This is a genomic window from Bradyrhizobium sp. 1(2017), from assembly GCF_011602485.2.
Lineage (GTDB): Bacteria > Pseudomonadota > Alphaproteobacteria > Rhizobiales > Xanthobacteraceae > Bradyrhizobium.
Window position 1 is genome coordinate 7117331 of sequence record NZ_CP050022.2, and the last position, 25703, is coordinate 7143033.

Genomic DNA, 25703 nt, shown 5'->3' on the forward strand with positions numbered 1-25703 from the left:
CTGTCGGGTCAAAAACAGCCGAAAACAGCCATTTCCAACAAGAAAGCCCATCATGAAACGCGTCGACGCCCACGGATTGAAGATCGCTCCCGTCCTGTTCGATTTCATCGCCAAGGAAGCGGCCCCGAAAACGGGGATCGCGCCGGATGCGTTCTGGGCCGGGCTTGCGGCCATCATCAAGGAGCTGGGGCCGAAGAACAGGTCGCTGCTGGCATTCCGCGACACGCTGCAGGCCAAGATCGACGATTGGCACCGTGCCAACAAGGGCAAGGCCTTCGACCTCAATGCCTATACCGCCTTCCTGAAGGAGATCGGCTATCTCGTTCCCGAGCCGGCGACGCAGAAGGTCGAGACCGCTGCTGTCGACGAGGAGATCGGCAAGATCTGCGGCCCGCAGCTGGTCGTGCCCCTCACCAACGCGCGTTACGCGTTGAACGCGGCGAATGCGCGCTGGGGTTCGCTCTATGACGCCTTCTACGGCACCGATGCGATCCCGCACGATCCGTCCGAAAGCGGCAAGGGCTACAACAAGGCGCGCGGCGACAAGGTGATCGCCAAGGCCAAGGCGTTCCTCGATGCCGCCGCGCCGCTCGCGACCGGCAGCCACACCGACGTCACTGCCTACAGCGTCGTCGCGGGCCAGCTCGCGGTGAAGCTCAAGAGCGGTAACGCCACTGCGCTGAAGAATGCCGCGCAGTTCGCCGGCTTCCAGGGAGATGCGGCCGCGCCGAGCGCGGTGCTGCTCGTCAACAACGGCCTGCATGTCGAGGTCAAGATCGACCGCAGCAGCGCGATCGGCAAGGACGATCCGGCCGGCGTCGCCGACATGATCATGGAGTCCGCGGTCTCGACCATCCTCGACATGGAGGACTCGGTCGCCGCCGTCGATGCCGAGGACAAGGTGCTGGTCTATCGCAACACGCTCGGCCTGATGAACGGCACGCTGTCGGCCGATTTCGAGAAAGGCGGCAAGACGCTGACGCGCTCGCTTAATGCCGACCGCAGCTACAAGACGCCCGACGGCAAGGGCGAGCTCAAGCTGCACGGCCGCAGCCTGCTCCTGATGCGCAATTGCGGTCACCACATGTTCACCGACGCCGTGCTGGACGAGAAGGGCGAGGAAATTCCGGAGGGCCTGCTGGATGCCGCCGTCTCGGGACTGCTCGCCATTCACGATCTCAAGGCCAACTCCAAGGTCAAGAACAGCCGCACGGGATCGGCCTATATCGTCAAGCCGAAGATGCACGGCCCGGACGAGGTGTCGCTGACCTGCGAGATTTTCGATCGCGTCGAGAAGATGCTGGGCCTGGCCGAGAACACGCTGAAGGTCGGCATCATGGACGAGGAACGGCGGACCACCGTCAACCTCAAGGCCTGCATCCAGCGCGCCTCCAAGCGCATCATGTTCATCAACACCGGCTTCCTCGACCGCACCGGCGACGAGATCCACACCTCGATGGAAGCGGGCCCGATGATCCGCAAGAACGAGATGAAAGCGCAGGCCTGGATCAAAGCCTATGAGGACTGGAACGTCGACATGGGCCTGATCGACGGCCTGCCCGGCCACGCCCAGATCGGCAAGGGCATGTGGGCCGCGCCCGACAAGATGGCGGACATGCTGGCGCAGAAGCTCGCCCATCCGCAGGCCGGCGCCACCACCGCCTGGGTGCCCTCCCCGACCGCCGCGACGCTGCACGCGCTGCATTACCATCAGGTCAACGTCGTCGCACGCCAGCAGGAGCTCACCAAGGGCGGCCCGCGCGCAAAGCTTTCGGACATCCTCACCATTCCGGTGTCGAAGTCGAACTGGGCGCCTGACGACGTCAAGCAGGAGATCGACAACAACTGCCAGGGCATCCTCGGCTATGTCGTGCGCTGGATCGACCAGGGCGTCGGCTGCTCCAAGGTGCCCGACATCCACGATGTCGGCCTGATGGAAGACCGCGCAACCTTGCGCATCTCCAGCCAGCATCTGGCCAACTGGCTGCATCAGGGCGTGATCACCGAGGCGCAGGTGATGGAATCGCTCAAGCGCATGGCCGTCGTCGTCGACAAGCAGAATGCCGGCGATCCCATCTACAAGCCGATGGCACCCGCCTTCGATGGCGTCGCCTTCAAGGCCGCCTGCGACCTCATCTTCAAGGGCCGCGAGCAGCCGAACGGTTACACCGAATACATCCTCACCGCGCGCCGCCGCGAGGCCAAGGCGGCGGGTTGAGCGAAGTCACAGGAATGTCAAAAGCCCCGGCCTGCGCCGGGGCTTTTTTGTTGGGCGAAACGTCGCGGCGTGCCGAGGAACGGCAGCTCACCGCTCGCGTTGTCGGGCCATCAACCAACGGGAGATGGTCATGGACTGGAATCGGATCGAAGGAAACTGGAAGCAGTTCAAGGGATCGGCCAAGGAGAAATGGGCCAAGCTCACCGACGATGACCTCCAATTGATCGAGGGTCGTCGCGAGCAGCTCGAGGGCCGGCTCCAGGAACGCTACGGCAAGGCCAAGGACCAGGTGCGACAGGACGTCGACGACTGGCTCAAGGGGCTGCACTGAGGCAGCAGCAAAAAGCCCCGGCTCAGGCCGGGGCTTTTTCGTATGGGAATCCGGAGCCCGGATGAGCGCAGCGATATCCGGGACCTTTGTTGCGGCATCCCGCATTTCGCTGCGCTCGTCCGGGCTACGATACCTTCGCTAGAACACCGCCAGATATTTCAACAGCGACACGATACCGATGATGATGACGATCACGCGCGCGATCTGCTTGGCGCGACCGTCCATCGGCAGCATGTTGATGAGATAAAGCACGAGAATGACGACGAGAAAGGTGACGAGTACGCCGACCAGCATCGTGAGGACCCCCCTTCAGGCAAATTGCCGACATCGTTCTAACGCTCACTTCGCTCATCGGTTCCACCCCGGCAACCCGTTGCAACTTCTAGTACTTCCGTAGTTCTACGATCGGCCTGGCTGCCTAAAACTTTACCCTTTTGATCTCAGATGCAGAAAACCGCGCGCCGTCGGCCGCAAAAGCCTGCGTTCGCCGGAGCCGCTACGCGCCCATTTGTCGATGTTGCCGGGCGCCATCGCGAACTTTGCAATGGGAATTGGGGGACTTCGATGCTGAATCGTATGACCGTATCCGCGCTGTTGAAGGCAGTGATCGCGATCACGTCGGTCTGCGTGGTGATCGCACTCTCGCTCACCGCCTACGAAACCTGGGATCGCCTGAAGACTGCGAGCCGGATCTCGCAGATCGCGGACGCCTCCGCCGACCTGTTCAAGGCGATGCACAATCTGCGCACCGACCGCTCCACCACCAACCGGCTGCTGAACGCGACCGAACCGATGGACGCCGAGATCGAGAAATATCTCCGTGGCTTGCGCGATACCGAGATGCCGGCAATGGCCCGCGCGCTCGAGCTGCTGCCGACGATCAGCTTCCCGCAATCGGGCACGCTGGTGCCGGAGCTTGCGCGGCTCTACAAATTGCTGAGCGAGCAGCAGAAACAGTTCTGGGAGGAGGTCACCAAGCCCAAGGACCAGCGCCGTGCCGGCCTGCCGAAGGAATACATGGAGACGACGCAGGGCCTGCTCGAAACGCTCGACAAGCTCTCGAACGTCCTGGCCGCCACCGTCAACCACCAGGACGCCGCGATCGACCAGCTGCTGTCGATCAAGCAAACCGCCTGGCTGCTCCGCAACACCGGCGGTGAGGCTTCTCTCGTGATCTCGACCGGACTTGCTGCCGGCAAGATCACGCCCGAGGCCCGCCAGTCCTATGTTCAGTATGTCGGCGGCGCCGCCGCGATGTGGAAGGCGCTCGAATTGTCGACCTCGGGCATGCAATTGCCGCCGGCGCTCGTCGCGGCCATGGCCACGGTCAAGACCGCCTATTTCGATCCGCAATATCTCGCGCTGCGCGACCGCCTCGCGGACACGCTGGTCAAGGGCGAAAAGGCCGAGATGACTGCCAATCAATGGAGCCCGCTCACGGTCGGCCGCCTCGCGGGCGCGGTCGCCGTGGCGGAAGCGGCGCTCGATGCCGCAAAAATCCATGCGCAGCAGCAGTACAGCTCCGCGCAGCGCGCGCTGATCCTGCAGCTCGCCCTCCTGGCGCTCGCAATCGGTCTCGCCGTCGGCGCCGTCATGCTGGTCAACCGCCGCGTCATCCATCCGCTCAACAACATCCGCGACGCGATGCTCAAGGTCGCCGGCGGTGACCTTGCCGTCGACAGCGGCTATCTCGACCGCCAGGACGAGATCGGTGCCCTCGCCGGCGCGCTGGAAACCTTCAAGCAGCAGGCCACCGAGAAGCTCAACATCGAGACGCAGGAGCGCGAACGCAATGTCGGCGCAGCCGCGCGCCAGCGTGCGGTCGAGTCCTATGTCGGCGAGTTCGAGGGAGCGGTGCGCAAGACGCTCGGCGAATTGAGCGAGGCTTCCGGGGAGATGCGCAAGACCTCCGGCGATCTGTCGGCGGTATCGCGCCAGACCAACGACCGCGTCGAGGTCGCCGGCAAGGCCTCCAACGACGCCTCCATGAGCGTCGACAGCGTGGCCGCCGCCGCCGAGGAGCTTTCTGCCTCGATCAACGACATCAGCCAGCAGGCCGCCCATGCCGCGGGCATCGCCAGCCGCGCCGTCAACCAGGCGCGGGAAACCGACGGCACCGTGCAGGGGCTGGCGCAATCCGCAGGCCGCATCGGCGAGGTCGTCGGCCTGATCAATACGATCGCGGCGCAGACCAATCTGCTCGCGCTCAACGCCACGATCGAGGCCGCGCGCGCCGGCGAGGCGGGCCGCGGGTTCGCCGTCGTGGCATCCGAGGTGAAGTCGCTGGCGAGCCAGACCGCGAAAGCGACCGAGGAAATCTCCGAGCAGATCGCCGACATCCAGAAGGTCGCGGGCGACGCCATAAACGCCATCCAGGCCATCGGCGGCATCATCGGCGAGGTCAACGAAGTCGCCACCGCGATCGCCGCCGCCGTCCAGGAGCAGGGCGCGGCGACCCAGGAGATCACCCGCAGCACGCAATACGCGGCGCAAGGCACCAAGAACGTCTCGGACAACATCACCGGCGTCAAGGCCGATGCCGACGCCGCGGCCGGTGCCGCGGAGAATGTCAGGCAGGCTTCCGAGACGCTCGAGACGCAAAGCCGCCAGCTCGGTCAGCAGGTCAGCGATTTCCTGGGCAAGATCCGCGCGGCGTAGGGCTCTGCGGCCCTACTCCTTCGCCACCACCGGCACCTGGCGGAATCTGGCGCGCACGGACTCCGGCAGTGGCGAGAAATTCATCGCGACGCCGCGGCGGTCGTTGGCGTTGCGCGTTGCGACCACCAGGCCGCCGGCACCGGCGACGATGTCGCCCTTGCGCAAGGTGGGATCGTCCTCGACCTTGACCGATGCGAGCCCGGCCGGATCCTTGCCGTTGCAGGTACATCCCGCGACGATCTCGTTGCGATAACGGAACGCATTCGGCAGGTCGGAATAGGATTTTCCGTTCGTTGTCGTGGCGTCGTCGATATTGCTGCCATAGACCAGCGAAGTTTCGGACGCGGGACAGAAGCTCTTGCAGGATTGCGCCTTGCTCTCGGCATCGTTTCCCTGCGCCGGGAAATAGCGGCCGTCGCACCCGCGTACACAATAGGCGTTGCCGCCGCCATAGGCCGCCCGCTGGCGCGGAACATCGTAGCGTGGCATGTCGTCGTTCGGGAACGGAGTCCGGATCTCCGGCGGCGGCCGCATCCGGAAGCCGCCGAACAAGGCCGAGAAGAAGTCCTGCGCATGCGCCGACGGCGTCAGCGCAAGGCCGACGGAGGTGACGGTGACGAAGGCTGCCGCAGCGCCAGCGAGCCTTCTGATCGAGCGTTTACTCATGTGACCCATTCACTCCAAAGGCGCGATGCATGATCGTGTCGGACAGAAGCTGCACGACTTTCCAGGTCACGCGCTAGTTCACCGACGACGCCGAGATGTTCAGCGCCTGCCGGCCCGAGGGCAGCGTCGTCACGGCCGGACGCTGGCGCACGGGGTCACCTCCCCTCGCCATCAACGGCGCGTTCTTCGGCAGCACCACGACCTTGGCGCCGACATTGACGCGGCCGAACAGGTCGATGACGTCCTCGTTGGTCATCCGGATGCAGCCGGACGAGACGAACTTGCCGATGGTGCTGGGATCGTTCGTGCCGTGGATGCGGTATTCGCTCGAGCCGAGATACATCGCGCGAGCCCCCAGCGGATTGCCGGGACCGCCGGCGACGAAGCGCGGCAAATAGGGCTGACGTGCGATCATCTGGGCCGGCGGATGCCAGTCCGGCCATTCCGCCTTGCGGCTGACGCTCTGCACACCCGACCAGGTGAATCCCTCGCGACCGACGCCGACGCCATACCGGATCGCGCGCCCCTGGCCGAGCACGTAATAGAGGTAGGTGTTGTTGGTATCGATGACGATGGTGCCGGCGGGCTCGCTCCTGTCGAAGCCGACGATCTGCTTGCGCAGCCGATCCGGCAGCTGGGCATCCTCGTCGGCGGCCCGCGGCGTCCCGTTCACGTCGCCTCGAGAGTAGCCTTGAGAATAGCCTTGGTCCTGCGGATAGGCCTGCGGCTGCATCGGCGCATAGCCGAACGTTTGCGCGCTCGCTTCGCCAAGGGGCAAAGCGAGCAATGCCGTCGCAAAGGCACAGGTGATGACGGCGCGCGGTGAGAAGCGGCGGACGCGAGAAGACCTTGTCATGTGCTGCCCCGTTGTGGTGCATCTGGGTGATGCTGCGTCATCCAAACGCGACGGGACCGACTCAGGTTCCATCCGCGCTTGCAGCAACCAAGTCACAGTCAAGCGAGCACATGTTCACGAAGCCGCGATGGAACCGCCGTTCCATTCGCCCGTTATGGAAGCGTCAATGGGCGCGCGGATGGATAGCTTCCGTGCGGGAGAGATATTGTGCGCGTCCTTCCCAGCGAACGTCTGATTCCCGGCAACAACGAAGGCGAACCGCTTCCCGACAGCCATAGCGAGCTGCCGCCGGTGATCCGCCGCACCGAGTTCGTGGCTTTCGCGCTCGCAGGCCTGCTGCTGATCGCGGTCGTCACCGTGCTCTATGTCGGAAAAGCGTTCTTCCTGCCGGTGGTGATGGCCTTCGTCACCGGCACCATGCTGTCGCCGGCGGCGAGCTTCCTCGAGCGGTGCAAGGTGCCGCGCGCGCTGGGCGCCGTGCTGATCGTGATGGCGGGGACAGCGGTGGTCGCCTTTGTCGTGGCGCTGATCGCCTCGCCCGCGATGGAATGGAGCACGCGCCTGCCGGAGCTTGGCGCGCAGTTGAAGGACAAGATGCACGTGTTCGACCGGCCGCTGGCGTTATGGCGCGAGCTGCAAACCATGATCGGCGGCTCGGAGGGGTTCCCCAGCATTCATATGCCGAAGGTCGAATGGGTGGCGCCGACGCTGGAATTTCTCTCGCCGACCTTTACCGAATTCCTGCTGTTCTTCGTCACCCTCATCCTCTTCATCGCAAGCTGGCGCGACCTGCGGCGGGCCATGATCATGACATTCAGCGCTCGGGACGCACGCCTGCGCACGCTGCGCATTCTCAACGAGATCGAGGTTCATCTCGGCAACTACCTCCTGACCGTCACCCTGATCAATGTCGGCGTCGGCGTCGGCACCGGTCTCATCTGCGCGCTCGCCGGCATGCCCAATCCGGCCGGGCTCGGCGCGCTGGCGGCAACGCTCAATTTCATCCCGATCATCGGACCGGTTGCGATGTTCGTGGTGCTGGTGGTGGTGGGACTGGTCGCGTTCCCGAGCATCGGCGGCGGCCTCGTGGCCGCGCTCGCTTTCGGCGGCCTCACCTTCCTGGAAGGACACTTCATCACGCCGACCATCATCGGTCGGCGGCTGGCGCTGAATGCACTTGCGGTCCTGCTGGCGCTGGCATTCTGGACCTGGATGTGGGGCCCGATGGGCGCGTTCCTGTCCTCGCCGCTGCTGATCGTCGCGCTGATCCTCAAGGAGCATCTGTTGCCGGCGGAAGCGCCGCATCTGCCGCAGGCGTGACGCGGTTTCCGAGAAGGGAACTTCCCCGACGACGAAACGTTCTCCGGCTATCTCAGCCCAACAGTTTGGAGCTCCCGATGTCCACGCCCAATGCCGAAGCCGGGATGAAAGACTGGACCGACAAGACCACCAGAGAACGCCTCGAGAAGGATGTAGCAGCCGTGAAAAGCGATATCGCCGCCCTCACCGACCAGATCACCGACGCGCTCAATACTTTCGCCAATTCCACCAGCAAGCAGGCTCGCCGCGGCTATCGCCAGGCGCGCGAGAACATGGACTCCACCATGGACGACATGTCCGAGCGCGGCAGCGCGATGATGGAAGCAGCGCAGGACGCCTATGGTTCGATCGAGGAGACCCTGGAAGATGCGATCACGCAACGCCCGCTCGCGACGGTCGGGCTGGCGCTTGGGATCGGCTTCCTGATCGGCGTCGCCTGGCGCCGATAGGCTTTCGGAACGGATGTTGAGGCGGCGGCACTGCCGTGCCGCCGATGCCGGCGCATGGTGGTTCGGCTTGTGGGGGATTTGAGGAGCAAGGCCATGTTTCAACGCATCATCGACGGGATCAGTGCATCCACCGGCACGACGGTGCGGCTGACCTCCCTGGCTGCCGGCGCGGCGTTCGCGCTCTTCATCACCACATGCTTCCTGTGCGCGGCCGCGTTCATTTCGGTCCTTGAAAAGTACGGTCCGGTGCAGGCCTGCCTGGCAGGTGCCGGCGTTTTCTTCTTGCTCACCGTGGCCGCGGCAGTGAGCTATTGGGCGTATAAGCGGCAATTGCGCAAGGCGGCCCACATCGCGGCCGAGCGCGCCGCGAAGTCGGCGGCTCAGAGCATGCTCGCAGATCCCATGCTGCTCGCCGCGGGACTCCAGATCGTCCGCGCCATCGGTATCAAGCGGTTGTTGCCGATTCTGGCGATCGGCGGCGTCGCGCTGGGGATCATGGCGAGCCGCGCGGGCGTAGCTGACGAGGCGTCGGCCGAGCCCGCTGAATGACGGTCCGAGCGGGTCAGAAAATTTCGTTGTAAGTCCTCTGCGCGCATCTATCGGAATTCGGCACAGGAGGCGCTGCGCATACCGCAGGGATGTCCCCTGCCATCACGGAAACGCTACTCGGATGGGCAGGCGGTTGCCGCTAAAAGCGTCGCCCCTGATTCCAAAAGTCATTCTGCGATGAAACCGTCCGTCAAGGCGAACCTCGCCGCATTTCAACCCGACGCCAGGCTGTATTTGACGCTAGGCATTGCCAACTGGTCGGTCTTCGTCGACCACATCCCGAACAACGTCGTCAACCTGCTCACGTTGCGAAACTTCGGCTTCAGCGGCGCTGCCGACCTGTTCGTGTTCGTGGTGGGGTATGGCGTCGCCATCATCCACGGCCGGATGGCGCTGGAACGCGGTTATGTCGTCGCCGCAACGCGCATCTTTCGGCGCGTCTGGCGGCTCTACGCCGCCTATGTCGTGCTGTTCGTGATCTACATCGACGCCATCGCCTATGTCGCCTCGCGATCGATGGCGCCAGAGATCATCCACGAATACAACATCTCGGGGATTCTCGAGCACCCGCTGCGCATCCTCGTCCGAGGTCTCGTGCTCCAGGAAGAGCCTTTGAACCTCGACCTCCTGCAACTGATGATCCCGCTGATGGCCTTCTTTCCGCTCGTGCTGTGGGGCCTGTTGCGGCGGCCGAACGTGACGCTCGCGGCATCGGTTGCGCTATATCTTGCCGCGCGCTGGTTCGACTGGAATTTTCGTGTCTATCCGGACCAGGAATGGACCTTGAATCCGCTGTGCTGGCAGATGCTGATGGTGCTGGGCGGCTGGTTCGCCGTGACAGGCGCCCCCGGCAAGGCGCTGCACGGCATGCCCTGGCTGCGGATCCTCGCAGGGACCTATCTCGTCTTTGCGATGGCCGTCACCTTGATGCGCCATTCGCCGGCGTTGTCCGCCTATCTGCCGGGCCTGCTCCTTGACGGCATCGCGCCGACCGACAAGGAAAACCTCGCGCCCTATCGCGTGCTCCACTTCCTTGCGCTGGCCTTTCTCGCGACCCATCTCATCCCGGCCGGTCATCCCGGCTTGCAATTGAAGCCGCTTCAGGCGGTCATCCGATGCGGCGAGGAATGGCTCGCCGTGTTCTGCGTCGGCGTTTTCCTGTCCTTTGCCGGTCATCTCATCCTGATCACTGGACCCAATCTGGTGGCGATGCAGATCGTGGTGAGCCTTGCCGGCTTCGCCGCGATGACCGTGGTCGCCTATTACATCGCCTGGTCGAAGTGGCAGGACCTGCCCACCACCTTGCGGCAGCAGGCCTAGCGGGAGGCGTCCCTTCCGATTCCCCTAGGTCCGCCGCCGCGGCTGCGCTATGCGAAGCGGGAGCGGGAACGCGCGAGGAGGCCGGGCCAGGTCATGGCGAAAATCGAGAGTGAAGGGGCCGGCAGTGCGCCGCCCCGGCGCGGCCGGCCGCGATCGATCGAGACCACCAACGCCATCCTCGAAAGCGCCTATGCGCTGATGGCTGCCACCGGCCTTTCCGCCACCACCATCGACGCGGTCGCGCGACACTCCGACGTCTCCAAGATGACGATCTACAAATGGTGGCCGTCGCGCGAGGCGCTTCTGATCGACGCCTTTCTCTACCATGCCGCGCAGATGCTGCCGCTGCCCCCGGCCGGCTCCGGTACACCCGCAGCGCGCGCACGCCGGCATGCCGCGGCCTATGCCGAGGCGCTGCAGGGCGAGTTCGGCAAGGTGCAGCTCGCGGTCATCTCGGAATGCATTTCCAAAACCGGCTCCGCCGAGCTGTTCTACGCCCGCTACCTGCAATTCCGCCGCGACGCGCTGGTGAAGATGATCGCCGCGGGCCAGAACGACGGCAGCATCCTCGCCGAGGGGCCGCCCGAGGATCTCTACGACGCGATCTACGGCGGCCTGTTCTACCGCTACGTCTTCGGCATCGCGCCGGTCACGCCGGCCTATGCGCGCAATCTGGTCGACCTGGTGTTGCGGCCGAAGGCTTAGCCGGCTCCTTCATCGCACGGGCCGCACCGGCGCCGAGATCTTGTCTGTGCGATCGCGCTCGGTCATGTCGACCACCGTCTCCATCGGGGCAGTCAGCTCGTAGACGTAGGAGGCGTCGGTGAAGTAGCGCTTGGCGGTGCCGCCGAGCGCCTCGGGCGCGACGCGGTCGAGCAGGATCAGGCCGAAATCGGAATCGGGACGGCGCGTCGCCTCGCTGGTGTTGAACTCCTCCCAGCGGAAATTGAAGATCTCGCCGGCGCCCTCGCCTGTCACGGTCCAGTTGGCGGTGATGTGCGGATGCTTGCCGACCAGCGACAGGCCCTCGTCGGAATGCGAGGCGAGCTCGAAGAACAGCAGCGACAAGCTCTGCGCCGCGCGCGCGCTGACGGCGATGTCGGGACCGGTGACCGCGATGCGATCGGCATGCGGAATGGCACGCGCCTCGAACAGGCCCTTCAGCTTGACCCCCTGCCACTGGCTCTCGCTGAGCAGCGAGACCACGTTGGACATGGCGTGGATGCGCCCGATCAGGAGTTCGCGTGCGACATCGATGTCCGAGCCGTGGCGCAGCGTTCGCGTCACGATCGACTGGATCACCGCCAGGATGTTCTTGACCCGGTGGTTGAGCTCGTCGATGACGGCGGTCAGCCGGCGCTCGAAGCCGATTCTCACCTGGATTTCCCGGCTGAGCCGCAGATTGTTGTAGGCGACATAGCCGAACAGGCCGCACACCATCGCGGTGATGGCGAAGCCGATCGCAGCGACGATGATGGCGGTCTGCTCGGCGCGACGCGCCGAATTGGTCTTCGCGTAATAGCTGAGCTGCCAATCACGGCCGCCGAAGCTCACCGTGCGCGTCGCCGACGGAGCCGGTCCGTCCGCGGCCGCGATGCGTGTGGAGACCACGCCCTGGTCGTTGGCAACGAGCTCGCCACCTTCCTTGCGCGGGTCCCTGAGTGCGACCGAGAACAACGACATGTCGTCATTGGTCAGCATCAGCGTGGCAAGCTCGTAGGAGAACGTGACGAACCCGGCCGGCTCCGTTGCCCCCTCGGGAATCACGGGCGCGGCCACGATGATGCCAATCGGCCCGTTACCCCGGAGCAGCGGAATGGGGTCTGAGGCAACCGACCGCTTCTCGACCCGGGCGCGCGTCAACATGGCGCCGCGAACCTGATCCTGATCGTAGCTGCGGCCGGGCAGCGCCCTGGTCTCGTTGCTGCGCGGCTCGAGATCCAACAGCACGTCGATCGGCTGGGTGACATCGGCCGGATTGATCGGCTTGTCGTCATATCCGCGGATCTGCGGATTCGGGAAGCCGGCGCCGGCAATGGCGGCCTGCGCCGCCGTGAGCTCGTCCGGCTTCAGCCGGGCGATCCACCCCGCCACCACGAAATCGGTCTTGAAGGCGTAGATGGCCGAGCGCAGCGGCTCCAGCATGTTGGGCTTGATCACGGATGGCGTGCGGAACAGGCCTGAGGCGACACGCGCGAGCAGTTCGCGCTCCGTAAGCCGATCCTGGACGAGGCTGGCGTGAACGTCGATCGCACGCGCGAGCGCGATCCGGTCCAGCGCCAGCTCCTGATCGTGGACACGATAGGCCGCAAGCCCCGAGAGCAAGGCTCCGAGCAGAGCGATGAAGCCGATGATGAAACCCAGCCGGACCACGCGACTACTCAGCCGAAAGCGGAAGGTCGGCAATTAACACGGAGCATATGAACGCCGCTCGAACGGCCATGTGCCGAAACAGGGTGCTTCCCAGTGGCGGAGATAATGGAGGAGGAGGCATCAGTACGCAACGTAAGTCGCCTGGAAAGCTTAATCCGGCCGGCCGATGGGTCCGGCCGGCATGGATTTGCCCCGGGCACCGGAGGTAGTTAATCGTCGTGTCCGAAATTTGTTCCGCAGGTCCAGCCCTGCCCCAAGTGTTAACGGCAAAAGCACCTGCGCTAAGTCGTCGCGTCCGACGGTCAGCCCGCCCGGGTCAGACCGCCCTTGGCCTCGATGAAGCCGACGATGCGGTCCAGCCCCAGGCTCTTCTTCAGGTTGGTCATGACGAAGGGTCGCTCGCCGCGCATGCGCCTGGCATCCGTCTCCATCTTCTCCAGGGAGGCCCCGACATGGGGAGCCAGGTCGATCTTGTTGATGACAAGAAGGTCTGACCGGGTGATGCCCGGGCCGCCCTTGGACGGGATCTTGTCGCCGGCGGCGACGTCGATCACATAGATGGTGAGGTCGGCCAGCTCCGGGGAAAAAGTGGCAGCCAGATTGTCGCCACCGGACTCGATCAGCACGAGATCGAGACCGGGAAATTTGGCGCGCATGTCGGCGACCGCGGCGAGGTTCATCGACGCATCCTCACGGATGGCGGTGTGCGGGCAGCCGCCGGTCTCGACGCCGGCGATGCGGTCCGGCGTCAGCGAGCCCGAGCGCACGAGGTATTCCGCATCCCATTTGGTGTAGATGTCGTTGGTGATCGCAGCGATGTCATAGCGTTCGCGCATGGTCTTGCAGAGCAGGTCCATCAGCGCGGTCTTGCCCGATCCGACCGGACCGCCGACACCGACACGCAAGGGACCGTGAGACGTAGCCATAACTTGTTTCCTATCGTCGTCCTGGCGGAAGCCAGGACCCATTGCCACCGAAGTTCGTTGTCGCGGAAAGCTGGGGCCAGAGCCGCGTATGACCACAGACAATTGTGGTTATGGGTCCGAGCTTTCGCCGGGACGACCGCTCAGTGTGGTGCCGCACGCTCACGACCGAAACAACCGCGTATACTGCGTCTCGTGCCGCAGGCTGGCGAGATCGGCGCGGAACGTGGCGCTGCCAAGATCGTCCAATGTTGCATTCAGCGCACGATTCGCGGTCGCGGCGACGGCGGCTTCCAGCTTCACCAGCACACGCTGGCTGTCGGTCTGGCCGAGCGGAACGAGACGGCTGGCCGCGGAAATCCAGTTCGAGACCAGCGCATGCAGGAACGCGTGCAGCGTCGGCGCCAGCGGCACGCCATGCATCGCGGCAACCACGCCGACCGCGACCGGATAGACCAGGGGCGCGCCGCATGCCGCAACCGTGGCGTCCAGCCCGCCGGCATCCCACGCGGCGCGGGCGATGTCGATGAAGGCGCGGCCCTGCGAGGTGGTTTCCAGCTGCCGTTCGCGCGACGGCACGAAGGCGGCCGCGAGCTCGGCAATCTCGCTCAAAGTGGCCGTCTCGTCCGCTTCAGCGGCGCGATAGGCGTGGACCAGAAACGTCGCATCGCAAAAGCCCGAACCGTCTCCGAGCATCGCGTCGAGCCAGTCGGCCAGCGTTGCGATATCGGTGATGTCGCCGGCCTCGACCGCCCATTCGATACCGCTGGAGTAGGAGAAACCGCCGACAGGGAATGCCGGCGACAACCAGGTCATCAACCGGTACAGCGCCGCCGCCTCGCGCTCGGCGAGGTCGCCGGCGCGGACCGGCTCATTTGTGGTCATGAGCATGCTTGTGGCCGTGGTGGTGGTCGGGGTGGTCGCAATGCTCGTCGTGATGATGGTGGTGATCGTGACCATGGTCATGCGCGGCATGGCCATGATGGTGGTGATCGTGGCCGTGATGATCATGGTGATCGTGATGGCCGTGATCATGATGCGCATGGTCGTCGTGTCCATGCGCGTGGCCGGCATCGGCATAGGCGCCGCCCTCGGGATCGAACGGCGCCTCGATCTCGATCACGCGCGCGCCGAGGCCCTTTACCATCGCCTCGATGACGTGGTCACGGCGGATGCGCAAGGCCTTGGCCATGATCTGCGTCGGCAGATGACGGTTGCCGAGGTGCCAGCCGACGCGAACGAGGTGGTGCGGATCGCGGCCGCGGATCTCCAGCAGCGGCTCCGGCGCCGCCACCACCTCGACCAGCCGGCCGTCCTCCAGCACCAGCGCATCGCCGCCGCGGAGCGCAACGGCATTCTCCAGGTCGAGCAGGAATTCGAGGCCGCGCGTCCCCGTCATGGCCATGCGGCGGCGGTGCCGATCGTCGAAATCGAGCACGACCGTATCCGCCGGCGCTTCCGTGAAGCGGTGCTGCCCCTTAACCTGCGTCGCCCGGATCATGCGCTTTTGTCCTCAGATCTTCTCGACCTTGCCGTCGCTGATGATCTCGATCACCGTCGGCGCCGTCTTCATTTGCGCGGAATATTCACGCCACACCTTCATGTGCGGCGCCTTGCCGTGGGCGTTGAGATCCTCGCGGGTCTCCCAGCGCTCGACCACCACGTACTGATCGGGATTGTTGACACTGACGTTACCGTCATAGGAGATGCAGCCCTTCTCCTTGAGCGTCTCGACGGTGCAGGTCTTGTGACCCCTAATGAAGTCGTCCTTGTTCTCGGGCTTCATGAGCGTGGTGGCGATGACATAGATCATGGGGTTCTTCCCTGTTGTTCTTGTTAGCGGACGTCGACCTTCTCGGGCGTGATCACCTCGATCTTCGGCGGCGCCGTGAAGCACTTCACCGCGACACGGCCGAACGTCTTCATGTGCTCCATGCCACGATGCGGCACCAGCGCCTCGGCGTTCTCCCACTGCTCGACGAACACCATCTTGGCGGGATCGGTGACGCTCTCGTGCATGTCATAGGCGATATTGCCGGGCTCCTTGCGCGTCTCCTTGATGCAGGCGGTGGCGGCTGCGATGAATTCGGCGCGCGTCTCGGGCTTGATGGTCAGGGTAGCAACGACGTAAATCACGAGAAATCCTCCCGGCTTTTCTTCTAGGGTTCAATACCGGGCGGGACATTAGACCAGCCCGGATCGAACGCAAAACCCGCAAAAAGCCATCCCGGACAAGCGCCGGGGACATGCGTTGAGGCGCTATTTCAGTACATGAAATATCGCTGCGCCATCGGCAGTACTTCGGCGGGGGCGCAGGTGAGCAGCTCGCCGTCGGCGCGCACCTCATAGGTCTCCGGATCGACCTCGATATTGGGCGTGGCGTCGTTGTGGATCATGCTCTTCTTCGAGATCTTGCTGCGGGTATTCTGGACCGCATAGAGCTTCTTCTCGATACCGAGCTTTCGCGCGAGACCGCCGGTGATCGCGGCCTTCGAGGTGAACACCACGGAGGATGCCGTACGCGCCTTGCCGAAGGCGCCGAACATCGGCTGGTAGTGCACCGGCTGCGGCGTCGGGATCGAGGCGTTGGGATCGCCCATGGGGGCGGCCACGATGGTGCCGCCCTTGACGATGCAGTCCGGCTTGACGCCGAAGAAGGCCGGCGACCACAGCACCAGGTCGGCGAGCTTGCCCTTCTCGACCGAGCCGATCAGCTTCGACACGCCGTGCGCGATCGCCGGGTTGATGGTGTATTTGGCGATATAGCGCTTGACGCGGAAATTGTCGTTGTCCTTGCCCTTGTCCTGCGGCAGCGCCCCGCGCTGCTTCTTCATCTTGTCGGCAGTCTGCCAGGTCCGGATGATGACCTCGCCGAGACGGCCCATGGCTTGCGAGTCCGAGGACATCATCGAGAGTGCGCCGAGATCGTGCAGGATGTCCTCGGCGGCGATCGTTTCCTTCCGGATGCGGCTCTCGGCGAACGCCAGATCTTCCGCGATCGAGGGATCGAGGTGGTGGCACACCATCAGCATGTCGAGATGCTCGTCGATGGTGTTGCGCGTGAACGGCCGCGTCGGGTTGGTCGAGGACGGCAGCACGTTCTTCAAGCCCGCGACCTTGATGATGTCAGGGGCGTGACCGCCGCCGGCACCCTCGGTGTGGAAGGCGTGGATGGTGCGGCCCTTGAACGCCTTGATCGTATCCTCGACGAAGCCGGATTCATTCAGCGTGTCGGAATGCAGCATGACCTGAATATCGTGGTCGTCAGCCACTGACAGGCAATTGTCGATCGCGGCCGGTGTCGTGCCCCAATCCTCGTGCAGCTTCAGCGCGCAGGCGCCGGCCTTGATCATCTCGACCAGCGCGGCCGGACGCGAGGCGTTGCCCTTGCCGGAGATGCCCAGATTGACCGGGAAGGCATCGAACGACTGGATCATCCGCCCCATGTGCCAGGGACCCGGCGTGCAGGTGGTGGCGAAGGTCCCGTGCGAGGGACCGGTGCCGCCGCCCAGCATCGAGGTGACGCCACTCATCAGCGCGTGCTCGATCTGCTGCGGGCAGATGAAATGGATGTGGCTGTCGAAGCCGCCGGCGGTGAGGATCTTGCCTTCGCCCGCAATCACGTCGGTGCCGGGGCCGATGATGATGGTGACGCCGGGCTGGATGTCGGGATTTCCGGCCTTGCCGATCGCGGAGATCATGCCGTCCTTGATGGCGACGTCGGCCTTCACGATGCCCCAGTGATCGACGATCAGCGCATTGGTGATGACGGTGTCGGCCGCGCCCTGCTTGTTGGTGACCTGCGACTGGCCCATGCCGTCGCGGATCACCTTGCCGCCGCCGAACTTCACCTCCTCGCCATAGGTGGTGAAATCCTTCTCGACCTCGACGATGAGGTCGGTGTCGGCCAGCCGCACCTTGTCGCCGGTGGTCGGGCCGAACATGGCGGCATAGACGGAACGCTTTATTTTGACGGACATCACAAGCCCCGTTTGCGTTTGATTACTTTGATGGTGTTCCTACGAAGCTCTCGCTCGTTTCACCACATCGTCGAATATTTCGTCGAGGTAGGCATTACCGCCGCGGCAGCCCGCGACGACCTGCACCGCCCAATCGGTGTACTCGGTCAGGTCGGCACGCTGCTCAGTGGTCGGGTTGGAACGAATACGAGCCCCGATATTGCTGATCTTGTCGGCAATTTTGATGAGCTTGGCATCAGCCGACTTCTTCGGCGCATCGACAATCTGTCGCCTCCGCCGCTCAGCCTTTGGCAAGCTCATATCATCTGTGCATTCGATGACGAGGGAAGCCACACGATCAGAGAATCTTGCTGAGAGCTCTTCGATAGTCGTCTCGGTGTCCTCGAGCGTATCGTGCAGCCAGCCGGCTGCAACGAGCTCGGCATCCGCACCGTTCGTTGCGACAGCAAGGAAGTTCGCGACTTCGGCAAGATGATTTGCGTAGGGCTCGTTGTCTCGCCCCTTACGCATCATACTCTTATGCCGGCGAGCGGCCACTTCGGCAGCTTCGGAAATGAACCGGACGGGCGGCCACATGCCTCACAGCTTCCCCATCACGTCGCCACGAAAACCGTAGATCGTCTTCTTGCCCGCCATGGCGACGAGCTGGACGTCGCGGGTCTGGCCGGGCTCGAAGCGGACGGCGGTGCCGGCGGCGATGTCGAGGCGCATCCCGCGGGATTTCTTACGGTCGAATTTCAGCGCCGGGTTGGTCTCGAAGAAATGGTAGTGCGAGCCGACCTGAATCGGGCGGTCGCCGGTGTTGGCCACCGTCAGCGTCACGGTCTTGCGACCGACGTTGAGCTCGATCTCGCCGTCCTGGATGAAGAGTTCGCCGGGGATCATTCTATCCTCCTCGTCATTCCGGGGCTTGCGCAGCGAGAGCCCGGAATCTCGAAATCAAAACCTCTGGATTCCGGGTTCGCCCCGCGGGCGCTCCGGAATGACGAATTCAAGCTACCTGATCGGCTCGTGCACGGTGACGAGCTTGGTGCCGTCCGGAAAGGTCGCCTCGACCTGGATGTCATGGATCATCTCGGGGATGCCCGGCATCACCTGGTCGCGGGTGAGGACCTGCGCGCCCGATTGCATCAGCTCGGCGACGGTGCGGCCGTCGCGTGCGCCTTCGAGGATGAAATCGGAGATGATCGCGATCGCCTCGGGATGGTTGAGCTTGACGCCGCGGTCCAGCCTGCGCCGCGCCACGATGGCCGCCATCGAGATCAGAAGCTTGTCCTTTTCGCGGGGAGACAGATTCATGCGACATCTCTTCCGTTCAACGCATCAATTCAACCGGTCAATTCAGCCAGAGCCGCGGCAGGGCCGCACCGGTGCGCGCCAGCACGGCCATCATGTCGGCCCGCAACCGCGCCGCATCTTGGGCACAGAACCGCGCCATTGCAAAGCCATTCCACGCGGATATCCCGACCTCGCCGCAGAAGGATTCCGACGCCTCGCGGATGCGCTCGACCAGCGCCTCATCGCCGGGCACGATCAGCGCGGTGCCGATCGCGGCGCCGCCCTTGGCGACGGCGGATCGCCCGAGTTTCGCGCCGATATTGCCGTCGAGCCTGACGGTCTCGGCGAACACCAGCCTGCCGCCGCGCGATAGCCGCCAGCGGTCGACGAACTCGCCGTGCTCCATCCGCTCACCCATGGCGGCGCGGCCGAACACGACGATCTCGCAAAGCAGGAGCGAGGCGTTTTCGTCGAGCGCGATGTCGAAACGGCGGTGAACCCGGGCACGATCGAACAGGATGGTCTCCTGAGGCAACCAGGCAAGATGCGCCTCCGCGTCGACCCTCAAGACAATGCCGAGCTGCGCCGCGGCCCCGGGCGCACGATAGACCTTTTCGGCGGCTGCGGTCGTCAGCGTCAGCCGGGAGCCCCGGCCTGCTGCAATATCGATATCAAAACGGTCCCCGCCGGCGACCCCGCCGGCCGTATTGACGAACACGCCGGACAGCCCTTCGCCCTCCGGCGAGGGGAAGCGCACGCGCAACGAGCCGGATTCATGCAAGACCCCGCGACGCGTGATGCCATCGCGTGCGTGCACGTCGAAGCGCACCGCGCCGCGAGCGCGGTTCGCCTCGAAAACCCCCGATGTGACTGAAACGTCGCTGCGCATCGCCTCCCCAGCCGATCGCGGCCGAATGGCCTAAAGCGCCATCTGGCGGCTGATTTCGCTCGCGTCGAGATTGGAGCGGTCGCAGGTGAACTTCACCGCGCCGCGATCCATCACTGCGAAACTGTCGCCGAGTTCGCAGGCAAAGTCGAGATATTGTTCGACCAGCACGATGGCGATGTTGCCGAGATTGCGCAGATAGGAAATGGCGCGGCCGATGTCCTTGATGATCGAGGGCTGGATGCCCTCTGTCGGCTCGTCGAGCAACAGCAGCTTCGGCCGCATCACCAGCGCGCGGCCGATCGCGAGCTGCTGCTGCTGGCCACCGGAGAGGTCGCCGCCGCGCCGGCCCAGCATCGATTGCAGCACCGGAAACAGCGAGAACACGTCGTCCGGAATGTGCTTGTCCTCGCGCTTGAGCGGACCGAATCCGGTCTTCAGGTTCTCCTCGACCGTCAGCAGCGGGAAGATCTCGCGGCCCTGCGGGACGAAGCCGATGCCCTTGCGCGCGCGCTCATAGGGCTTCAGACCGGTGATATCGCTGCCGTCGAGCACGATCGCGCCCGAGGAGATCGGATACTGGCCGACCATGGCGCGCAGCAGCGAGGTCTTGCCGACGCCGTTGCGGCCGAGCACGCAAGTGACCTTGCCCGGCTCGGCCGAGATCGAGACGCCGCGCAGTGCCTGCGCCGCGCCGTAGAACAGGTTGATGTCCTTGACCTCAAGCATCGCTCAGCGTCCCAGATACACTTCGATGACCCGCTCGTTGGACGAGACCTGGTCGATGGTTCCTTCCGCGAGCACCGTGCCTTCGTGCAGGCAGGTGACCTTGACGCCGAGCTCGCGGACGAAAGTCATGTCGTGCTCCACGACCATCACGGTGTGGGTCTTGTTGATCTCTTTCAGAAGCTCGGCGGTGAGATGCGTCTCGACGTCGGTCATGCCTGCGACGGGCTCGTCGACGAGGAGCAGCTTCGGGTCCTGCGCCAGCAGCATGCCGATCTCGAGCCACTGCTTCTGGCCGTGGCTGAGGCTGCCAGCAAGCCGGTTGCGAGCCTCGGTGAGGCGGATCGTCTCCAGCACCTTGTCGATGCGCTCGGACTCCGCCCTGCTGCCGCGCCAGAACAGCGTGCCCCGGACCGAGTGGTCGACGTTGAGCGCCAGCAGCAGATTGTCCTGCACGGTCTGGCTCTCGAACACGGTCGGCTTCTGGAATTTGCGACCGATGCCCAGTTCCGCGATTCGGGTCTCGTCCAGCCGCGTCAGATCGGTGACGCCGTCGAACAGCACGGTGCCCTCGTCCGGCTTGGTCTTGCCAGTGATGATGTCCATCATCGTGGTCTTCCCAGCGCCGTTCGGGCCGATGATGGCGCGCATCTCGCCGGGTTCGAGCGTCAGCGACAAATTGTTGATGGCGTGGAAGCCGTCGAACGAGACGTGCACGCCGTCGAGATAGAGCATTGCGGAAGTCGCGCGGGTGTCCATGACGTTCATGACCGCTTACTCCGCCATCTTCGGTTGGGTGACGCCGTCTTCGGCGGCGGCGCTCACTGAAGCCGCGGCGCGCTTCTCCCTCGAGGAGTCCCACCAGGCATTGAAGGTGCCGACGATACCCTTGGGCAGCAGCAGCGTCACCAGGATGAACAGCGCGCCCAGCATGAACAGCCAGTACGGCGCCAGCATCCCCGAGGTGAAGAACGTCTTCGCGTAGTTGACGACGACGGCGCCGAGCGCTGCACCCACCAGCGTGCCGCGGCCGCCGACCGCGACCCAGATCACCGCCTCGATCGAATTGCCCGGGGCGAACTCGGATGGATTGATGATGCCGACCTGCGGCACGTAGAGCGCGCCGGCAACGCCGGCCATGCAGGCCGAGACCGTGAACACGAACAGCTTGTAGGATTCGACGCGATAGCCGAGGAAGCGCGTCCGCGATTCCGCGTCGCGGACCGCGATCAACACCTTGCCGAGCTTGGAGGAGACGATGGCGCGGCAGATCAGGAAGCCCACGATCAGCGCCAGGCAACTCAGTGCAAACAGCGCGGCACGGGTCCCCTCCGCCTGCACGTTGAAGCCCAGAATGTCCTTGAAGTCGGTCAGACCGTTATTGCCGCCAAAGCCGAAATCGTTGCGGAAAAAGGCGAGCAGCAACGCATAGGTCATCGCCTGCGTGATGATCGACAGGTACACGCCGGTGACGCGGGAGCGGAAGGCGAGCCAGCCGAAGCAGAATGCGAGCAGACCCGGCACGACCAGCACCATCAGCGCGGCGAACCAGAACATGTCGAAGCCGTACCAGTACCAGGGCAGCTTCTGCCAGTTCAGGAACACCATGAAGTCCGGCAGGATCGGATTGCCGTAGACGCCGCGGGTGCCGATCTGCCGCATCAGATACATGCCCATGGCATAGCCGCCGAGCGCGAAGAAGGCGCCGTGGCCGAGCGAGAGGATGCCGCAATAGCCCCAGATCAGGTCGATCGAGAGCGCCAGGATGGCGTAGCAGACATATTTGCCCCAGAGCGCGACCAGATAGGTCGGCACCTGCAGGAACGAGCCCGCCGGCAGCAGCAGGTTGGAGAGCGGGATGAGGATGCCGCAGGCCGCGACGACGGCAAGGAAGATCGTCGCGCTGCGGTCCAGCGATCGCGTCAGCATGTGTGGGGTCATGCTTCCACCGCACGGCCCTTGAGCGCGAACAGGCCGCGCGGCCGCTTTTGAATGAACAGGATGATGAGAACCAGGATCGCGATCTTGCCGAGCACCGCGCCGGCGACCGGCTCCAGGAATTTGTTGGCGATGCCGAGCGTGAAGGCGCCGACCAGCGTGCCCCAGAGATTGCCGACCCCGCCGAACACCACGACCATGAAGCTGTCGATGATGTAGCTCTGACCGAGATTGGGGCTGACATTATCGATCTGGGACAGCGCCACTCCGGCGATGCCGGCGATGCCCGAGCCGAGCCCGAAGGTGAGCGCGTCGACGCGCGAGGTGGCAATGCCCATCGAGGCCGCCATGCGGCGGTTCTGCGTCACCGCGCGCATCTCGAGGCCCAGTGCGGTGTAGCGCAGCATCGCGAGCAGGATCGCGAACACCGCGAGGGTGAAGCAGAGGATCCAGAGCCGGTTATAGGTGATGGTGATCTGGCCGAGCTCGAAGGCGCCGCTCATCCAGGAGGGATTGCCGACCTCGCGATTGGTCGGACCGAACATCGTGCGCACCGCCTGCTGCAGCACCAGCGACAGGCCCCAGGTCGCCAGCAGCGTCTCCAGCGGACGGCCATAGAGGAAGCGGATGATGCTGCGCTCGATCAGGACGCCGATGGCGCCGGCGACGAGGAAGGCGAGCGGCACGGCGATCAGCAGCGAATAGTCGAACAGGCCGGGATAGCGGGTGCGGATCACCTCCTGCACGACGAAGGTGGTGTAGGCGCCGATCATCACCATCTCGCCATGGGCCATGTTGATGACGCCCATCACGCCAAAGGTAATGGCGAGCCCGATCGCCGCGAGCAGCAGCACCGAGCCGAGCGAGAGGCCGTACCAGGCATTCTGCACCGTGGACCAGACCGCGAGCGAAGACTGGATCGAGCCGATTGCGCTCGCGGCAGCCTTGGTCACCGAGGCCGGCTGGTCGCCCATGCCGGTGAGCAGCGCCAGCGTTTCCTGGTCGCCGCGCGCCTTGAGGGTGGCGACCGCCTCGAGTTTCTCGACCTCGGTGGCGTCCGACTTGTACAGCAGGATCGCCGCGCGGGCTTCGTCGAGCGCGGCCTTGACGGACTTGTTGGTTTCCTTGGCCAGCGCGGCATCGACGGCCTCAAGTGCCGTCTCCTCATGCGACTTGAAGACGGATTGGGCGGCCTGGAGGCGCGTTCCGACATCCGGCGACTGAAGCGTCAGGCTGCCGAGCGCGGCGTCCACGCTGCGGCGCAGGCGGTTGTTGAGACGCACCGCGCTCGCGCTGTCGGGAACGCTGGCGACGGGCTCGCCGGTTGCCGCATCGATCGACTTGCCGTCGGTACCGGTGATGTAGACCTTCTTGCTGTCCGGATCGGCCATGAGACGGCCGTCCTGGAGCGCGCTGATGATGGGAAATGCCAGCTTGTTGCCGCTGCCTGCGACGATGCCGATCGCCTCGTCGGTGTCGGAAAAATCGTCATTGGCGAATTTGGCGACCGCATCCTCGAACGGGCCGGCGAAGGCCGGCAGCGCGAACGCGATCAGGAACAACGAGAGGACAAGCGAACGGAGGCGGGCGGACAAATGGGCTGGCACTGTGATTGATCCCGGCAGAAATGAAGGAGAAGGCGGCGGGTTCGCCGCCTTCTCCGATCATGCAATGGAGCGTCAGATCGGGATCAGGAGCCCGAACCGAGGCACTTGTCGGTCTTGGTGTTGAAGTTGCCGCACTTCTTGCCGACCCAGTCGCCGATCAGGTCCTTGGAGCCGTCGAGCTCCTTCGACCAGGCGTCGCCCGCGACGAGGCCCGGGGTCTTCCAGACCACGTCGAACTGGCCGTTGCCCTTGATCTCGCCGATGAACACCGGCTTGGTGATGTGGTGGTTCGGCAGCATCTTCGACACGCCACCGGTCAGGTTCGGCGCCTCGATGCCGGGAAGTGCGTCGATCACCTTGTCCGGATCGGTCGACTTCACCTTCTCGACGGCCTTCACCCACATGTTGAAGCCGATCACATGCGCTTCCATTGGATCGTTGGTCACGCGCTTCGGGTTCTTGGTGTAGGCCTGCCAGTCCTTGATGAACTTCTCGTTCGCCGGGGTCTTGATCGACTCGAAGTAGTTCCAGGCGGCGAGATGGCCGACCAGCGGCTTGGTGTCGATGCCGGCGAGCTCTTCCTCACCCACCGAGAACGCGACCACCGGGATGTCCTTGGCCTTGATGCCCTGGTTGCCGAGCTCCTTGTAGAAGGGAACGTTGGCGTCGCCGTTGATGGTCGAGACCACCGCGGTCTTCTTGCCGGCCGAGCCGAACTTCTTGATGTCGGCCACGATCGTCTGCCAGTCGGAATGACCGAACGGCGTGTAGTTGATCATGATGTCTTCCTGGGCGACACCCTTGGACTTCAGATAGGCTTCCAGGATCTTGTTGGTGGTGCGCGGATAGACGTAGTCGGTGCCCGCGAGCACCCAGCGCTTCACCTTCTCCTCCTTCATCAGGTAGTCGACGGCGGGGATCGCCTGCTGGTTCGGCGCAGCACCCGTGTAGAACACGTTGCGCTCGCTCTCCTCGCCCTCGTACTGCACGGGGTAGAACAGGATGTTGTTCAGCTCCTTGAACACCGGGAGCACCGACTTGCGCGACACCGAGGTCCAGCAGCCGAACACGACCGAGACCTTGTCCTTGGTGATCAGCTCGCGCGCCTTCTCGGCGAACAGCGGCCAGTTCGAGGCGGGGTCGACGACGACGGCTTCGAGCTTCTTGCCGAGAACGCCGCCCTTCTTGTTCTGCTCGTCGATCAGGAAGAGGATGGTGTCCTTCAGCGTGGTTTCGCTGATGGCCATGGTGCCGGAAAGGGAGTGCAGCACGCCGACCTTGATGGTGTCGTCCGCGGCCTTCGCGCCAGTCAATGAGGCCAGACCGAGCATCAGTCCAGCGGTCGCGGCGAGCACGCCGCGGCGGCTAAATGACGCCGCTATATCGTGAGTGGATTTGCTAAGCATGAGTGTATCATCTCCCTGACGCAGACGTGGAAAAACGCTGCGAAACGGCCCCACGGCCGCCTGCGATTAACGGATTCGCAAGAACCGTGCCATGGACTGGGCACCCATCAAGCCATTGAATTCATTTCTAAAATAGCCGAAACGCCGAGTTTTGGCACCGCCAGACCGCCTAAACTGCAGGCAACGGCAATGTATGCGAAAGCGGCAGGCAGCCTATTT

The 25703-nt window shown here is 64.3% G+C and carries 27 protein-coding genes; 8 read left to right on the top strand and 19 right to left on the bottom strand.

All coding sequences use genetic code 11. From position 1 onward, the window contains the following. Positions 1–52: 52 nt before the first annotated feature. Together HAP40_RS33755 and HAP40_RS33760 are read left to right on the top strand one after the other, a co-directional pair. Positions 53–2218: a malate synthase G gene (locus tag HAP40_RS33755; protein WP_166813136.1), complete on the top strand. Its 2166-nt coding sequence runs from the start codon at positions 53–55 to the stop codon at positions 2216–2218. A 130-nt stretch (positions 2219–2348) separates the two neighbouring features. Further along, on the top strand, positions 2349–2549 hold the full coding sequence (locus tag HAP40_RS33760) for a CsbD family protein (RefSeq protein ID WP_061880957.1): 201 nt from the start codon (positions 2349–2351) through the stop codon (positions 2547–2549). A 138-nt stretch (positions 2550–2687) separates the two neighbouring features. On the opposite strand, the gene HAP40_RS33765 is transcribed toward HAP40_RS33760, so the two are convergent. Then, positions 2688–2843, bottom strand: coding sequence for a Thivi_2564 family membrane protein (locus HAP40_RS33765; protein WP_008546817.1), 156 nt, complete (start codon positions 2841–2843; stop codon positions 2688–2690). A gap of 270 nt (positions 2844–3113) precedes the next feature. Between HAP40_RS33765 and HAP40_RS33770 the strand changes: the two genes are divergently transcribed. Then, positions 3114–5207 (top strand): methyl-accepting chemotaxis protein, encoded by a 2094-nt coding sequence (locus HAP40_RS33770; protein WP_166813134.1) that lies wholly within the window; start codon positions 3114–3116, stop codon positions 5205–5207. Between the two features lie 12 nt (positions 5208–5219). Here HAP40_RS33770 and HAP40_RS33775 read toward each other — a convergent pair whose 3' ends face one another. Then, entirely contained in the window at positions 5220–5873 is a 654-nt protein-coding gene (locus tag HAP40_RS33775) for a DUF2865 domain-containing protein (RefSeq protein WP_166813132.1), read from the bottom strand. Between the two features lie 73 nt (positions 5874–5946). Then, positions 5947–6729: a L,D-transpeptidase gene (locus HAP40_RS33780; protein WP_166813130.1), complete on the bottom strand. Its 783-nt coding sequence runs from the start codon at positions 6727–6729 to the stop codon at positions 5947–5949. 207 nt (positions 6730–6936) lie between these two features. Between HAP40_RS33780 and HAP40_RS33785 the strand changes: the two genes are divergently transcribed. The 5 genes from HAP40_RS33785 to HAP40_RS33805 all read left to right on the top strand — a co-directional run bounded on the left by HAP40_RS33785 (position 6937) and on the right by HAP40_RS33805 (position 11072). Then, a complete protein-coding gene (locus HAP40_RS33785) occupies positions 6937–8049 on the top strand; it encodes an AI-2E family transporter (RefSeq protein ID WP_166813128.1) in 1113 nt (370 codons plus the stop codon). A gap of 77 nt (positions 8050–8126) precedes the next feature. Continuing rightward, the gene (locus HAP40_RS33790; protein WP_166813126.1) at positions 8127–8498 is read left to right on the top strand and encodes a DUF883 family protein; all 372 of its coding nucleotides are present in this window, start codon (positions 8127–8129) and stop codon (positions 8496–8498) included. 93 nt (positions 8499–8591) lie between these two features. Further along, on the top strand, positions 8592–9047 hold the full coding sequence (locus tag HAP40_RS33795; protein ID WP_166813124.1) for a hypothetical protein: 456 nt from the start codon (positions 8592–8594) through the stop codon (positions 9045–9047). 177 nt (positions 9048–9224) lie between these two features. Then, entirely contained in the window at positions 9225–10367 is a 1143-nt protein-coding gene (locus HAP40_RS33800) for an OpgC domain-containing protein (RefSeq protein ID WP_166813122.1), read from the top strand. A gap of 93 nt (positions 10368–10460) precedes the next feature. Beyond that, positions 10461–11072, top strand: coding sequence for a TetR/AcrR family transcriptional regulator (locus HAP40_RS33805; protein ID WP_166813120.1), 612 nt, complete (start codon positions 10461–10463; stop codon positions 11070–11072). 9 nt (positions 11073–11081) lie between these two features. On the opposite strand, the gene HAP40_RS33810 is transcribed toward HAP40_RS33805, so the two are convergent. The 16 genes from HAP40_RS33810 to urtA form a co-directional block, all read right to left on the bottom strand. Then, positions 11082–12740 carry a CHASE domain-containing protein gene (locus HAP40_RS33810; protein ID WP_166813118.1) on the bottom strand — a complete coding sequence of 553 codons (1659 nt, stop codon included), beginning with the start codon at positions 12738–12740 and terminating at the stop codon, positions 11082–11084. A gap of 302 nt (positions 12741–13042) precedes the next feature. Then, a complete protein-coding gene (gene ureG / locus HAP40_RS33815; protein WP_166813116.1) occupies positions 13043–13666 on the bottom strand; it encodes an urease accessory protein UreG in 624 nt (207 codons plus the stop codon). Positions 13667–13825: 159 nt separating this feature from the next. Then, on the bottom strand, positions 13826–14554 hold the full coding sequence (locus HAP40_RS33820) for an urease accessory protein UreF (protein ID WP_166819239.1): 729 nt from the start codon (positions 14552–14554) through the stop codon (positions 13826–13828). Continuing rightward, positions 14535–15164 carry an urease accessory protein UreE gene (ureE, locus tag HAP40_RS33825; RefSeq protein ID WP_166813115.1) on the bottom strand — a complete coding sequence of 210 codons (630 nt, stop codon included), beginning with the start codon at positions 15162–15164 and terminating at the stop codon, positions 14535–14537. Before ureE ends, HAP40_RS33820 begins: the two co-directional genes overlap by 20 nt. 12 nt (positions 15165–15176) lie before the next feature. Then, the gene (locus HAP40_RS33830; RefSeq protein WP_166813113.1) at positions 15177–15476 is read right to left on the bottom strand and encodes a putative quinol monooxygenase; all 300 of its coding nucleotides are present in this window, start codon (positions 15474–15476) and stop codon (positions 15177–15179) included. A 23-nt stretch (positions 15477–15499) separates the two neighbouring features. Then, the gene (locus HAP40_RS33835; RefSeq protein ID WP_106948037.1) at positions 15500–15799 is read right to left on the bottom strand and encodes a putative quinol monooxygenase; all 300 of its coding nucleotides are present in this window, start codon (positions 15797–15799) and stop codon (positions 15500–15502) included. Between the two features lie 128 nt (positions 15800–15927). Beyond that, positions 15928–17643, bottom strand: coding sequence for an urease subunit alpha (ureC, locus tag HAP40_RS33840; protein ID WP_166813112.1), 1716 nt, complete (start codon positions 17641–17643; stop codon positions 15928–15930). A gap of 39 nt (positions 17644–17682) precedes the next feature. Then, positions 17683–18219, bottom strand: a complete 537-nt coding sequence (locus tag HAP40_RS33845; RefSeq protein WP_166813111.1) for an HD domain-containing protein — start codon at positions 18217–18219, stop codon at positions 17683–17685. A 3-nt stretch (positions 18220–18222) separates the two neighbouring features. Next, positions 18223–18528 (bottom strand): urease subunit beta, encoded by a 306-nt coding sequence (locus HAP40_RS33850; protein WP_166813109.1) that lies wholly within the window; start codon positions 18526–18528, stop codon positions 18223–18225. Between the two features lie 111 nt (positions 18529–18639). Then, the gene (locus HAP40_RS33855; RefSeq protein ID WP_007605424.1) at positions 18640–18942 is read right to left on the bottom strand and encodes an urease subunit gamma; all 303 of its coding nucleotides are present in this window, start codon (positions 18940–18942) and stop codon (positions 18640–18642) included. Positions 18943–18979: 37 nt separating this feature from the next. Further along, positions 18980–19810, bottom strand: coding sequence for an urease accessory protein UreD (locus HAP40_RS33860; RefSeq protein WP_166813108.1), 831 nt, complete (start codon positions 19808–19810; stop codon positions 18980–18982). Positions 19811–19840: 30 nt separating this feature from the next. Next, positions 19841–20536, bottom strand: coding sequence for an urea ABC transporter ATP-binding subunit UrtE (urtE, locus tag HAP40_RS33865; protein WP_166813106.1), 696 nt, complete (start codon positions 20534–20536; stop codon positions 19841–19843). Between the two features lie 3 nt (positions 20537–20539). Continuing rightward, entirely contained in the window at positions 20540–21301 is a 762-nt protein-coding gene (urtD, locus tag HAP40_RS33870) for an urea ABC transporter ATP-binding protein UrtD (protein ID WP_080134998.1), read from the bottom strand. 6 nt (positions 21302–21307) lie between these two features. Continuing rightward, positions 21308–22474, bottom strand: coding sequence for an urea ABC transporter permease subunit UrtC (gene urtC, locus HAP40_RS33875; protein ID WP_166813105.1), 1167 nt, complete (start codon positions 22472–22474; stop codon positions 21308–21310). Next, complete coding sequence (gene urtB, locus HAP40_RS33880) at positions 22471–24078, bottom strand: urea ABC transporter permease subunit UrtB (protein WP_166813104.1); 1608 nt, start codon at positions 24076–24078, stop codon at positions 22471–22473. The genes urtC and urtB overlap by 4 nt, the downstream gene beginning before the upstream one ends. 83 nt (positions 24079–24161) lie before the next feature. Then, positions 24162–25484 (bottom strand): urea ABC transporter substrate-binding protein, encoded by a 1323-nt coding sequence (urtA, locus tag HAP40_RS33885; protein WP_166813102.1) that lies wholly within the window; start codon positions 25482–25484, stop codon positions 24162–24164. Positions 25485–25703: the final 219 nt, after the last annotated feature.